11 protein-coding genes are annotated in these 13,031 nt (G+C 43.8%); 8 read left to right on the top strand and 3 right to left on the bottom strand.

Translation table 11 applies throughout. The features are described from left to right. The first annotated feature begins 291 nt into the window (after window positions 1-291). The 6 genes from K2G41_RS03625 (at window position 292) to K2G41_RS03600 (ending at window position 8,822) form a co-directional block, all read left to right on the top strand. Window positions 292-1,143, top strand: a complete 852-nt coding sequence (locus K2G41_RS03625) for a helix-turn-helix domain-containing protein (protein WP_300114555.1) — start codon at window positions 292-294, stop codon at window positions 1,141-1,143. Between the two features lie 79 nt (window positions 1,144-1,222). Then, window positions 1,223-3,559: a carboxypeptidase-like regulatory domain-containing protein gene (locus K2G41_RS03620; RefSeq protein WP_300114553.1), complete on the top strand. Its 2,337-nt coding sequence runs from the start codon at window positions 1,223-1,225 to the stop codon at window positions 3,557-3,559. A 239-nt stretch (window positions 3,560-3,798) separates the two neighbouring features. Beyond that, complete coding sequence (locus K2G41_RS03615; protein WP_300114550.1) at window positions 3,799-4,701, top strand: DUF6268 family outer membrane beta-barrel protein; 903 nt, start codon at window positions 3,799-3,801, stop codon at window positions 4,699-4,701. Window positions 4,702-4,713: 12 nt separating this feature from the next. After that, window positions 4,714-7,038: an outer membrane beta-barrel family protein gene (locus K2G41_RS03610; RefSeq protein ID WP_300114547.1), complete on the top strand. Its 2,325-nt coding sequence runs from the start codon at window positions 4,714-4,716 to the stop codon at window positions 7,036-7,038. Window positions 7,039-7,089: 51 nt separating this feature from the next. Further along, window positions 7,090-7,848: a LytTR family DNA-binding domain-containing protein gene (locus K2G41_RS03605; RefSeq protein WP_300114544.1), complete on the top strand. Its 759-nt coding sequence runs from the start codon at window positions 7,090-7,092 to the stop codon at window positions 7,846-7,848. Next, a complete protein-coding gene (locus K2G41_RS03600; RefSeq protein ID WP_300114542.1) occupies window positions 7,845-8,822 on the top strand; it encodes a histidine kinase in 978 nt (325 codons plus the stop codon). The genes K2G41_RS03605 and K2G41_RS03600 overlap by 4 nt, the downstream gene beginning before the upstream one ends. 457 nt (window positions 8,823-9,279) lie before the next feature. Here the strand turns inward: K2G41_RS03600 and K2G41_RS03595 are convergent, their stop codons facing one another. Genes K2G41_RS03595 through K2G41_RS03585 form a run of 3 tightly spaced genes read right to left on the bottom strand, consistent with a single transcriptional unit; the run spans window position 9,280 to window position 11,617 of the window. Then, a complete protein-coding gene (locus tag K2G41_RS03595; protein WP_300114539.1) occupies window positions 9,280-10,062 on the bottom strand; it encodes a Rossmann-like and DUF2520 domain-containing protein in 783 nt (260 codons plus the stop codon). 34 nt (window positions 10,063-10,096) lie between these two features. After that, on the bottom strand, window positions 10,097-10,621 hold the full coding sequence (locus K2G41_RS03590) for a nitroreductase family protein (protein ID WP_300114536.1): 525 nt from the start codon (window positions 10,619-10,621) through the stop codon (window positions 10,097-10,099). Window positions 10,622-10,657: 36 nt separating this feature from the next. After that, window positions 10,658-11,617: a hypothetical protein gene (locus K2G41_RS03585; protein ID WP_300114532.1), complete on the bottom strand. Its 960-nt coding sequence runs from the start codon at window positions 11,615-11,617 to the stop codon at window positions 10,658-10,660. Between the two features lie 214 nt (window positions 11,618-11,831). Between K2G41_RS03585 and K2G41_RS03580 the strand changes: the two genes are divergently transcribed. Next, window positions 11,832-12,350 (top strand): GNAT family N-acetyltransferase, encoded by a 519-nt coding sequence (locus K2G41_RS03580; protein WP_300114530.1) that lies wholly within the window; start codon window positions 11,832-11,834, stop codon window positions 12,348-12,350. A gap of 23 nt (window positions 12,351-12,373) precedes the next feature. Then, a complete protein-coding gene (locus K2G41_RS03575) occupies window positions 12,374-12,943 on the top strand; it encodes a GrpB family protein (protein ID WP_300114527.1) in 570 nt (189 codons plus the stop codon). The last annotated feature ends 88 nt before the right edge of the window (window positions 12,944-13,031 follow it).

The following is a 13,031-nucleotide window of genomic DNA, read 5'->3' as shown; positions in this document are numbered from 1 at the left end:
GAATGCTTCCGATGTTTTCATGTTACAAATTTAACACTTTATTCTAATATACATGCACTGGCATTACGGCTTGTGCCTAAAAAACCTGTGTTTGGATAAAAAAGCAACTTTTATTTCAGCCTACTTTTTGCATATTAGGCCTTTTTCTGTATCAACGATTAAATTCAAGTTAATATTCAAATACATAGCTAATATTCAAATACATAGCTAATATTCAGAACTATACCTCTTTCGTGTGTCAGAAATTTTTAGTAACTTTGCCTTATGATAGAAGGCTGATCATAATTAAAAATGACACGAAGTATCCCCATTCATTATCTAAACGAAGATTCCACTTTTGATTCAGAAGTCCTTCATCTTACTCCTGTGAGTGTGAGGACTATGAAGTTAGGTGACTATGACGACCATATTGACGATTGTTATACTATAATCCTTGTTACAAAAGGCTGTGGCTCAGCGGATATCGACTTCCATACGGTGCCGATGTCGCAGGGCCAACTCGGGATTATCGCACCCGGACAGATACATTCCAATATCAACATAAAGGAATGTGTAATATGGATGCTAAGAATGTCTCCGGAAATGATGGATGATGATTATCGCTATCAATTGGACGAATATGCCATGACGGGGAATCCGGTGATGCTCCCAGAGGAGACAATAGTGCTACTGTGTGAAGCATTGGAGTTTCTGTCAAAGCTTATGGCTTCTATGAATGATCGCCAACCCATGAAAAGCGTCTTATTCAATATGCTAAATGTGGTTCTTGGCATCATAACTCCGAGGATACTGAATGGACAGGCAAAGTCGCCTCTCCGCAGCACTGAAATCACGGTAAAGTTCAAACAAATGCTCCCTAAATTTGTGAGACGGCAGAAAAAACCATCGTTTTATGCCAATGAACTCTGCATATCTGAGGTGTATCTTAATGAAGTTGTAAAGAAAACTACCGGAATGACTCCATCAGGTTGGATTAATGTCGCCATCTTGTTGGAAGCTAAACGGATGATCCGCTCTACAACATTGACTGTAAAAGAGATCGCGAATAATTTAGGCTTTGAGGACCATGCCTATTTTTCCAGATTGTTCAAGAAGAGCACCAACATGACGCCCCTGGAATTCAGGAACACAATCCTTAAATAGTCCAATCATTGCCGACTCTCATCCATTGATGTCAGTCATTTTCCATAGTAATTTTGCACCCAGTAAAAAACTATAGAAAATGAACAGACATTTAGCACTTCTATTTATATGCGTTCTGCTTAATGCAGTACAAGGCTTTGGTCAGAAACCTGTGCAGAGCATAACAGGTCGCGTCATTGACGCTTTGACGGAAGAAGGACTCCCTTTCAGCACAGTAAAGCTTTCATATGATGATCGAGGTATGGTCACAGACAGTCTTGGCTATTTTCTCTTCAAGGATATACCTGTTGGCCGCTACAGTGTGGAAGCCTCATATGTGGGATATGCTCCTGTCTTGATGAAAGATGTAATCGTTACTTCGTCCAAAGAAACAGTAGTTGAAATCCCTCTTCAGGAATTAGCATCCGAGCTGAATGAAGTTGTAGTTACGCCAAAGATCATTAAATATATGCCACTTAACAACATGAATTTGTCAAGCGGCAGAATGCTGAGTGTAGAAGAAGCAGGGCGTTTCGCCGGTGGTCTGGATGATCCAGCTCGTCTTGCAGGTGCTTTTGCCGGAGTGGCTACAAATATTGGCGACAATGGGATTACCGTGCGTGGCAATGCTCCGAAATTGATGCAATGGAAACTTGAAGGAGTAGAGATTCCGAACCCTAACCATTTTGGTGAGGTCGGAGGATTCGGTGGTGGTGGTCTGACTGCATTGAGCAGTCTTGTACTCGGGAATTCTGATTTTCTTACCGGTGCTTTTCCGGCGGAATATGGAAATGCACTTGCCGGGGTATTTGACCTGAAACTCCGAACAGGAAACAACAATAAATGGGAGCATACAGTAGCTCTTGGTACGATGGGAATAGACCTTTCTTCAGAAGGCCCGTTCAAAAAGGGTGGTAAATCATCATATCTTTTTAACTATAGATATTCAACCCTCTGGATGATTTCCAGTTTTCTCCCGGATGGGGCCGGACAAGGAATGAAATATCAGGATTTGTCACTGAAGTTAAATTTCCCTACTAAAAAAGTCGGTACATTTTCGGTATGGGGACTCGGACTTATAGACGGAAACAAAGAAAAAGCCAAAACCAATAAGAATGAGTGGCAATATGAATCCGACCGAAATTTCTTCAACACCTCGATATGGATGGGAGCACTGGGCGTGAATCATAAATATCGGCTGAATGAGACCACTCAATTCAACACTACAATAGCGGGAACGTATAATGGTATAGACTCACATCAGAATGCCCTTGACGACTATCTTGCAGCTCACCCGGATAATATCATCAAGAAGAATAATTACAATGTAGTTTTCAACGCGTTTATGAACAAACGCGTAGGTCGCGTCGGAAATAACCGTACAGGGATTGTCGTGACCGGTATGTTCTACGATATGCTTCTCAAAAATGCTCCACGCGTCGGGGAAGAAATGAAAACAATTGCGAATGAACATGGTAACAGTGCATTATTGGAAGGATACACCGAATTCTCTCTGTCTCCGTCATGGAAGTGGCAGATTAATCCGGGAGTTCATTTACAATATTTCGCGCTTAATGGTCATTATAGCATCGAGCCGCGTCTGGCGATAAAATATAACTTTAACCAAAAACAATCGCTGGTGTTCTCTTATGGTAGCCATAGCCGTACTGAATTGCTCAACTATTATTTCACACGCAATGATGAGGGCCAGCTGATAAACAAGAATTTAGACTTTACACGCGGACATCATTTCGTATTGACTTATGATTGGAATATCGGCAACGATTTCCACCTTCGCATAGAGCCATATCTACAGTTGCTTTATAAAGTTCCGGTTGTTGCGGGCAGTTCCAATTCTCTGCTTAACAACAAGGACGATTGGTTCATTACTGACAAGTTTGAAAGTACGGGACGAGGTCTCAACTATGGACTTGATGTTACGTTTGAGAAAGACATGTCCAATGGATATTATTTTATGTTCACAGGTTCCGTTTTCAGTTCTCGTTATAAAGGTGGTGACGGCATCTGGCGTAATACGCGCTATAATAGGAATTATCTTTTCAATCTACTTGGAGGAAAAGAATGGATGGTAGGTGCAAGCCGAAGAAACGTACTGGGAGCCAATGCTCGTATAACTTTCCGTGGGGGTGATCGATATTCACCGATATTAGAGGATGAATCAATTACGGCACAGGAAGTTATTTTTGATGAACGATTAGCCTACAGTCAACAACTTAAACCGGTTTTATGGGCTGACTTCTCAGTATATTACCGCATTAACCGTCGTAAAATATCTCATGAGTTCGGTTTAAAATGGCTAAACGCTACTTTTTATGATGAATATCTTGGTCATGAATATAATTTCAGGACTGGTCGTGTTGAGGAATACCGGGATGGAATTTGTATGCCAAATTTATACTATAAAATTAGTTTCTAAATAATCAATATCTGATGCCGCCGAGGGAACGTCGATCTCCCTCGGCGGCATTTGAATTAAAGTTTGTGTAAAGGTCTTATGCAGCCATTTATTCTATGATAAGTATCTCGTAAAAATAAATTGCAAAATTTAATCAAGCGGGATTAACCGTTCATCATACGGATTCGTCCACTCATCAGAACTTCCTTGCAGTACGATGTATTGCAACATAATTTTGTGGCAAAAACAGTCACAATATTATGTTTAAATTTATCTATTCTACATTCTTAATGATATTATTGGCAGGTTTTACAGAGAGCCATGCCCAAGGATATCTGAAGGTTGAGCATCTAACTTCAAGCGAGCTAAAAGATGAACTGGGAAACCGTTACGGCAGTGGCAATATGCAGGTCGTAAGCGGCGGATATACTCTGCCATTCAGTATTAAAAGATTCGACAACGGTCAGCTACGCTCTTTATCTGTCGGAGTTTCTGCATCGTTTACCAAATTGGAAAATGAGGGCAAAGCCCTTGAAATGAATCCCGACGATATCTTCAATGCCAATCTGGGCTTGTCTTATCTTCAACCGTTGAACCGTAAATGGAGTATGATGGCCGTTTTGGGAGCGGGGATATATTCATCAACAAGCGAAATTACATCAAAAAGCATTCTCGCCAATGGGGGTGCCGTGTTCATTGTAAAGCTCAACGAGAATGTTGACTTGGGTTTCGGGGCCGGCGTTACTAATTCATACGGAACTCCGATGGCTATGCCGATGCTATACTTCAGTTGGCATCCTAATTGGAAGCTGAAATTCCAGATAGATCTCACCAACAGTCTGAAAGTTGCTGCCTCAACTGAGATCGGCAGGCTACGTCTTGAGCTTATCGGCATAGAAATGGACGGAATATCGGCCGTCAGAAAGATTGACGGGCAGTCAAAGATCTATTCTATGGTCATGCTTAGGTCCGGATTCAGACCATCTTTCAGATTCAATAATCATTTCGGTATTTTTCTTGAAGCAGGTGGAAACTGGGTTAGAAGTATATCTGTTACCGACCGCTCACTAAAGGCATTCTTCAACACATTCAAAGAAGAAAGCAATGACCCGTATTTCAAAACTGCTTTTCGTATGAGCGGAGGCTTTGAGTTTAAATTTTAATAATCGTGTCCAATGGAAATCAGATATATAATACCGTTTGTATTCTTGTTTGCAAGCTCATTAACTGCGTTTGCGGGAACTATCAAAGGAAAAGTTATCGATGAAGAAAATAATCCGTTACCTTTTGCAAGTGTGACTCTTCTGAGCAATGATTCAACCTTCGTAGCCGGGACAATAACAGATGATAATGGAGCGTTTCTGCTTGATGATATGAGTGATGCAGGCCGTTTAGTCCGCTTTTCATATATAGGATATTCGGAAACCTTGATACCGGTAGACAGCCTTGAATCAGGCATAATTATGCTTTTGCCAGATTCGCAGATGCTTTCAGAGGTTGTCGTAAAAGCTCACAAACCCCAGATACGCATGAAAGGTAATGCTATGATTACTACTGTCGCGGGCAGTATGTTGGAAAAATCCGGTTCAGCCAATAGACTTCTTGATCGTATTCCCAATGTGAGAATCATCGGGCAACAGGCGGAAGTATTCGGAAGTGGTAATGCCCGGATATATGTAAATGGCAGGGAGATAAGGGATTTCTCGGAACTTGAGAGAATATCAGCTGATAATATCCGACAGGTAGAAGTGGAAAACAATCCCGGAACCCGATACGGATCCGATGTAAATGCTGTTATCCGTATTATTACAAAATCGGATTCAGAAGAGGGGTTCGGCATAGACAACAGTTTTCTCTCAGGCTATCATTCGGGATGGAATTATGCAGACCGGATTAGTATGAATTATAGAAAAAACCATCTTGACGTAGGAGGAACCGTATCGTGGAAAGATTACCGCACCGGCGAGAAAAAGACAATTATTCAGGATACATATAGCGATAACTTCTCGTTGAATCAGCACTCCAAAACAAAATCAAATCTTCACACACAGAATTTGAATACTGCCTTCTGGCTAAATTATGGACTTGGCGAGACTTCCTCTATGGGCGTGAGATATGATTATTCACATCAGCCGTCTGAAAACGGTGTTTTACGGATGAACACTGAGGTCACTTCCGAACGTTCACCATACGAGCTATCCATGTCAGAAACCTCTGTTTACAATAGCGGAACGCGTCATGCTCTGAGCTGCTATTATTCCGGTAGTATCGGAAAACTAAAAATCGATTTTAATTCCGATGCGCTATGGAACAACGCCGGCATATCATCTACTGCGAATGAAGAGGTATTGCCTTACGGAGAGTCTGATTGGCAAAAAATATGCGCCTCATCATCAACGGATAGCCGAAGCAGCCTATACGCAGCAAATTTACAGCTTAAATATCCGTTATGGATAGGAGAACTGACAGCCGGCGGTGAATACAGCAGGACATCACGTTATGATAAGTATGCAGACTCGTTTTCCAACCAGACTTCAGGCGACATGAACATAATCGACGATATGTTTTACGCATTCGTTGAGTACGGAGGTACTTCAGGTTCCGCTCAGTGGCAAACCGGGCTGAGATATGAATCTATCAATTCGGAATATAGAGAAGACGGAGAGCGTATAGCCCCCCAGTGCCGTGTATACAGATCAGTTTTCCCTTTTGCCTCAATGCTCGTTACCGCAGGTAATGTGAAACTTCAGTTGTCATACCGCAGCGGCACGGAAAGACCGACTTATTCACAATTGCGTAATAATATCATATATGCCAACCGCTATACATACGAGGGAGGAAACCCGATGTTAAGGCATATGACAAGCCATAAAGCGTCACTTACAGCCTCATATCGATGGGCTAACCTGACAGCAGACTTCATGCGTCTGAAGAATGGGATAGTCAGTACGTTTATTCCGTATGATGACAACCCGATGGTCGGACTTCTCACATATATGCAGTGTAAACCTTACAATCGCATAAATCTGTCATTGACACTTTCGCCCGTAATCGGCATCTGGTCTCCACGGTGGGGAATTCAGCTGTCGCAGAACAGATTTACCTCCATGACTCCGTCCGGAAATAGAAAAATGTACCATCCTGTTGCCATGTTCAGCTGGCACAATAATATCAGGCTGCCTCACAGCTTTATAGTCAGCCTTGACATGGGATACACCGCAGGTGGAGATATGGAGAACATTTCCTATGGGGCATTGTGGCGTATGGACGCGATGATATACAAGGGATTTATGAATGATCGATTCAGCATATCTCTCAATGTGGATGATATATTCCATAGTTCAGGAGCAAACAGCACACTTTACACTCCATTGCGAATTCTTCACTCATGCAATAAATCGGATACCAATATCGGCATTACACTCCGGTACAAGTTCAATGTTTTGAAAAGCAACTACAGGGGTAAAGGTGCCGGCAATGAGCAGAAACTACGCTTATGATTTGGCTGACAGATTAATAATGAGTAACTTTGTAAATAAAATATAGACAAGATGACAAGATATTTGCTCATAGAGGATGAACGCATAATCTATGAAGAGATGAAAAGGATGATGGATATGTTGCGTCCGGACTATATCCTTGCCGGATGGGCCACCGGTGTTGAGCAGGCCGTTGTGCTTATTGAGGGGGGCAATATAGACCTGATACTCGCCGACGTCCGGCTTTCTGATGGTCTCTGTTTTGATATTTTTAGCCGTGTATCAGTTGATATTCCTATAATATTCGTCACGGCATACGATGAATATGCGATCAAAGCGTTCAAGGTCAACGGTATTGACTATCTACTTAAACCCGTAGATGAATCAGACCTTGATGCAGCACTATGCCGATATGAACATCGGCAACTGACTCTTTCCTCTTCACCTGATATAGATAAGCTTGCAGATGATTATACCGGAAGAACTTGCAAGAGTCGGTTTTCAGTACAGGTAGGTGATTCCTGTATGTCAATTGCGGTGGCAGATGTGGCATATTTCTTCAGCGAGGACAAATATACATATCTGTGTCAGTTCTCAGGCAAAAGATATATTGTCAATTATACGCTCGAACAACTTGAAAAATTGCTTGATACGGATATGTTCTTTCGTGTGTCGAGAAACTGCATTCTGAATATCGGCTCATTTCAGAAAAGCACACGCTACTTTGGCGGTCGTTTGAAATTATATGTCGAACCGGAATTTCATGGAGATATAATGGTGAGCCGAAGCCGTGTCAACGACTTTCTGAAATGGATTGACGGAGCATTATGATAAAAGGAAATAAAAAATACATTATCTATCTAATTCTGTCGGTGGCGTTATCCCTTGCGCTGCTTGGCTGCATTTACAACATAATGACCGGCAAAGCTGTAGAAGATCAGTTTATGTCCAGAATGATGTTGAATCTACCGCTTTGCCTGCTGATCGGATTTATGGATGTATGGATAATCACTGCGACAGATAGATACTCAGGCATATCCAATGACATTATACGCATTCTGCTTGATCTGGGTATTACCACGCTTATGTGTATGGCAATTGTCGGTTCTTTGAATTATATGCTTGTAGACAAGGCAATCTCCTTAGGTGCAATCGTTAAGAACTCGCTCCCGGTTGTGCCTTGGAACTGGATAGTAGTTCTTCAGATAGAGTTATTCGTCAGTCAGTCGAGGCGCGACAAGATAGAGAAAGAAAAGGCTCAATACCAGCTTATGACATTGAAAAATCAGGTTAATCCTCATTTCTTATTCAACAGTCTTAATACATTGGCCTCACTCGCTTACACGGATGCCAACAAGACTAACTTTTTTGCAAAAAAACTTTCAAGTGTCTATCGCTACTTTCTTACAACATCCGAAAAACCGAGTGTGACACTTGCCGAGGAAATGACATTTGTCGAAACGTATTTTCAGCTGGAGAAGATACGTTTCGGAGAGTCCCTTCAGCTCCGGATCAGAATACCGGCAGAAGCACAAGGCAAATCGGTAATCCCAACGAGTATCCAGATGCTTGTTGAGAATGCAATCAAACATAACATAAACACTGAGCAATCGCCACTGGTTATAGAAATCACCTCTTCAGGCAATACAATTACAGTGTCAAACAATTATCAGCCCCGACAGAATGTCAAAGGGAACCGGATGGGGCTTCGCAATCTACGCCAACAGTATTTCCTGAAAGGTAAAGCCATTCATATTGAGCAGTCGGAATCGACCTTTGCCGTGACATTGCAATTCATAAACTAAGATAACACCGGGTCGAATCAAAGAATTATCAATATCCAACCATATGCCTATATCATTATAGCAGTCGCCATTCTTGCCGTCGCTTTGTTATTGCTATAATCGCATTTATTTGTCATTTCTTCGGTTATAATCGCAAAAATTTGGACATTTTTTTCATTATCGCACCTTTTTCAGGGAATTGATGCAGTAACTTTGCAGTGTGATCAATCATCCCCCCTATTCACACTCCACAAAAGTCCCATCAACCTCTTTCCAACATTTACAGTTTAATTAAATTATCAATCCTCCAACACACAAGTTTGCCCCTCAAATATTTTATCACCCATTTTCCCTTATTGCTCAAACTATTATTTCAAGTAACTCAATATCAATCCATAAAATCCCCGACCCATACTCATATAATAGAAAAAAATACAACTCCCCCATTAAAACTTCTTCCCGATAACCGACCTTTCGGTTATCGGTCCGAGCCCCTGCGAGCCATTATACAGTCCGTCAACAGGCTGTAGATCTCTCTCTCCTTACCGTCAAGCAACGCAAGGTGTCCGTCGGTCACACGTCTGTCGCCACGTGAGGCCGGACCGGTCTGGGAGGCCGCCGGAGAATTTACCAACGCCTTACGCAATGTCTCCTCCAAGAGAGGACGGAGCACGTCGAAAGGTAAGCCATCACGCGAAAGCAGATCGGCAGCCAAAGTCCATAGATAGTTGGTGAAATTGCAGGCAAAGACGGCAGAAATGTGCATTTTTTTGCGCGTCTCACTGTCGGCATGATAGATCGATTCAAAAAGCTTAGATGCAAACTCCCGGATCTCGGCTTCCACACCATCATTCACCCCCTCGATAAAAAGAGGAACTTTCGCCACATCGAGGCTCACCTCTTTCGAGAAAGTCTGCAACGGGTAAAACCCACCATAACGGTCAGACAGCGTAGAAAGTACCTCCATCCCGACCGAGCCGGAGGTGTGAAGATAGAGAGCATCCGTGCGTGGAAGAGCATCGACGACAGCCGGAATGGCATCATCGGAAACACTTATCAAATAGATATCAGCATCGGTGACAATTCTACACGGATCGCTCACCGCTTCAGCTCCGGGAATCTTCGAAGCCAATTCAGAGGCCGACTCTTGACTGCGGCTATAAACCTGAACCACATCACCGCAACCTGAAAAAGAAAGAGCCGGAGCAAGATGCGTGGCGACATTCCCTGCTCCGACAATTACTATCTTTGGCTTAGCCATACGAAAGACGAATCGTGTTGCTTAGTGTGTGATCTTAGAATTTACCGATATGGACATTCTCCCACTTGAGTTTCTCCAGATCCTGCGGTTTACGCTGCTCGTCCTTATGACCGAAAGTGAGCACGCATACTACCGGACATGTCTCAGGAATACCGAGAGCCTCCTGAATAAACTCGTTGGACGGTGTCCCGTCAGTCGTAAAACGGTCACGTATCTGAATCCAGCATGAGCCGAGACCGAGAGCCGCTGCCTGAAGTTGCATATAGGAAGCCGCAACGGATGCATCCTCAATCCAAGGCTCCGTAGCTGTGGAATCGACTGCCACAACGACGGCAAGAGGACATTTTCCAATCGGGGCTGCTCCCATCGGTTTACACTCGCTCAACCTCGTAAGCATAGCCTCATCCTCGACAACCACAAACTGCCATGCACGTGACGCCTTGGAAGTCGGAGCTAACAGACCCGCTTCGAGAATCAGTCTGACGTGTTCGGGGTCGATCTTTTCAGATGTATAGCGACGGATGCTTCTTCTATCGATGAGGAGCTGATGAAAATCCATAATTTAAACTAAAGATGATGATTTGACAGAAATATTTCAGCGACGGCACACCCACACCGTAGGATAACGCTCCGAGAGTTCGACAGCAAGCGAACGGGCATCATCAATCCTTGGGGCGGAAGCCGCATAGACCCTGTAATTACCGTCCATTTCAATGATTCTGAGCGAATTGTCTCCGGTCAGCGCAATATGGCGTTCGGCTGCAATCTGTGTCGGAAACGAGCCGACAACCAATATATAGCGTGACGGCGCGGACATCGTCACAGCGACCGGTTCACTTGCAGGGTGAGAACTTCGATTTGCGGATGAGAGCGGCGGAAGCGCGATGTTGAGCAATATCTCACGCGAAACAGAAACCGTGGAATCTATCACGCGCTCTATATGAGTGCCGATACCGGTGTCAAGCGATGCAAAATTCATCCGCGGACTGTTGACAAGACTCGTGGTCGAGTAAAGGATACCAAGTCCTACCATCACGGCAATGATCGAAGCCACGATCTTCAGCGGGAAAGGTATCACAACAGGCGAACGGTCAGAATCAGTCGCTACCCTTTCCTCCGCTTCATCATCAGCGAATAACGGAGCTACTGAAAGAGGCTGCAAACCGGAAAGAGCACAAACAGGCAATGAAGATGCCGACGGCTCGAACACAGGAGTATCAGCCGACATACCCGGTTTCAGAGTTCCAAGACGGCCTAACACCACCTCACCGCATACATTGAGCTGTCCTAAAAGTGAGGCCACAACAGAATCCAAAGCCACACGTGCAGCTTCAAGAGTGATTCCATCACGGCGTGAAATACTGCCTGCAAGCAGTGCATCATTGTGACGGACCTCAGGATTGAATCCGAGTGTGCGTGACGGAGGCAGGAACGTCTGCGAGTCAGAGTCGTAACGCGCACCCTCATGATTAATCATGAAAGCACCGAGACCGGGCACCACTACGCAGTCGTGGTGCATCAGGAGATATTCTATATGTTGAGCTATATCAATCACGATGCAAAGTTAGTAAACTTCCGCTTTACTTGCAAGCGAAAATCCACTACCAGCAAGCTAAAAAATGCTATAATGATCCGTCGGGCGATTACTGTCAACGACATTGCCGGTCTTTCAATAATTATTCCTAAATTTGCGATTGCCGGTAAGATGTGTCAAACCATCCGGCTTCCTGACAGCAATCAATTCACATTTTCAAGAGCCAGTTACTTTTATGAATGTTTCATCAGAGAAAATCTTATTCCGTCCTGCCGTCAATGAGGATATCCCGGTCGTCACTTCAATATTGCGGATGGCCGCTGACCGTATGCTCACCGAAGAGAAAAAACAATGGACAGAAAGCTATCCGGGCGAGCCAGATGTAAGGGCGGATATCGGGAATCATGTCGGTTACGTTGTCGAACTCGACGGGAAAGTCGTGGCCTACGGAGCTGTTGTCCTTGACGGTGAACCGGCCTACAGCAGCATCGATGGCGAATGGCTGTCGGATCAGAAATATGTTGTTGTCCATCGTCTCGCCGTCCTCAGCTCGTCAGAGTGTCGTGGATTGGCGAGCTATTTCATACATGAGGTTGAAAAACTCGCGGTTGCACTCGGCATAAAAAGCTTCCGCGTCGATACAAATTTTGACAATCAAAGAATGCTGAAATGTCTTGAGAAGAACGGTTTTACCTACTGCGGGGAAGTCTTTTATGAGAGAGGGTCACGCAAGGCTTTTGAAAAATTGATCTGAAAACACGAATAGCCACTGACAAAATGTATCGCCGAAAAGAACTTAATGAGATGTCGCTGGAGGAACTTTGGGAGCTGTTCCCGATAATCATCACTCCTCACCGTCCCGAATGGGAGAAATGGGCGGAGGACGAAATTCGAATTATCACTGACATGCTGTCAGTATTTTCACCAACGGTTACTCACATCGGAAGCACGGCGATACCTCGCATTCCGGCAAAACCGATAATTGATATCCTTGTCGAGATCAGCGATAACAATGATTTCATAACCATAAAGAGGATCATGGAGAGAAACGGCTACATCTGCATGTCCTTATCGGAGAAACGCATGAGCTTCAATAAGGGTTACACTCCCGACGGATTCGCTGAAAAAGTCTATCATGTCCATATCCGCACCGCAGGCGATAACGATGAGATCTATTTCCGGAACTACCTTCGTGAACACCCCGAAGCGGCTCATCAATACGGATTGCTTAAACAGAGCCTCCTGCCGAAATACAAACATGACAGAGATGGTTACACAGAGGCTAAATCAGAATTTGTCAGAAAGATAACAGAGATAGCGAAGAGGGTGGACGGGGATACTCTATAATTTACAGATGCCGGAGATACTTTTGATGCTGTGTCAGAATGGATAAAATCCGTATTGATTCTGACACAGCATCATCGAATAATTTTAG

This window comes from Duncaniella sp., from assembly GCF_029056165.1.
In the GTDB taxonomy this organism is placed as follows: Bacteria; Bacteroidota; Bacteroidia; order Bacteroidales; family Muribaculaceae; genus Duncaniella.
The sequence above is the reverse complement of the archived record's forward strand: the minus strand, read 5'-3'. Positions and strand labels throughout refer to the sequence as shown.

Coding starts and splice junctions, on each gene's coding strand:
- K2G41_RS03625 (WP_300114555.1), top strand. CDS start 292: ATGACACGAAGTATCCCCATTCATTATCTAAACGAAGATTCCACTTTT.
- K2G41_RS03620 (WP_300114553.1), top strand. CDS start 1,223: ATGAACAGACATTTAGCACTTCTATTTATATGCGTTCTGCTTAATGCA.
- K2G41_RS03615 (WP_300114550.1), top strand. CDS start 3,799: ATGTTTAAATTTATCTATTCTACATTCTTAATGATATTATTGGCAGGT.
- K2G41_RS03610 (WP_300114547.1), top strand. CDS start 4,714: ATGGAAATCAGATATATAATACCGTTTGTATTCTTGTTTGCAAGCTCA.
- K2G41_RS03605 (WP_300114544.1), top strand. CDS start 7,090: ATGACAAGATATTTGCTCATAGAGGATGAACGCATAATCTATGAAGAG.
- K2G41_RS03600 (WP_300114542.1), top strand. CDS start 7,845: ATGATAAAAGGAAATAAAAAATACATTATCTATCTAATTCTGTCGGTG.
- K2G41_RS03595 (WP_300114539.1), bottom strand. CDS start 10,062: ATGGCTAAGCCAAAGATAGTAATTGTCGGAGCAGGGAATGTCGCCACG.
- K2G41_RS03590 (WP_300114536.1), bottom strand. CDS start 10,621: ATGGATTTTCATCAGCTCCTCATCGATAGAAGAAGCATCCGTCGCTAT.
- K2G41_RS03580 (WP_300114530.1), top strand. CDS start 11,832: ATGAATGTTTCATCAGAGAAAATCTTATTCCGTCCTGCCGTCAATGAG.
- K2G41_RS03575 (WP_300114527.1), top strand. CDS start 12,374: ATGTATCGCCGAAAAGAACTTAATGAGATGTCGCTGGAGGAACTTTGG.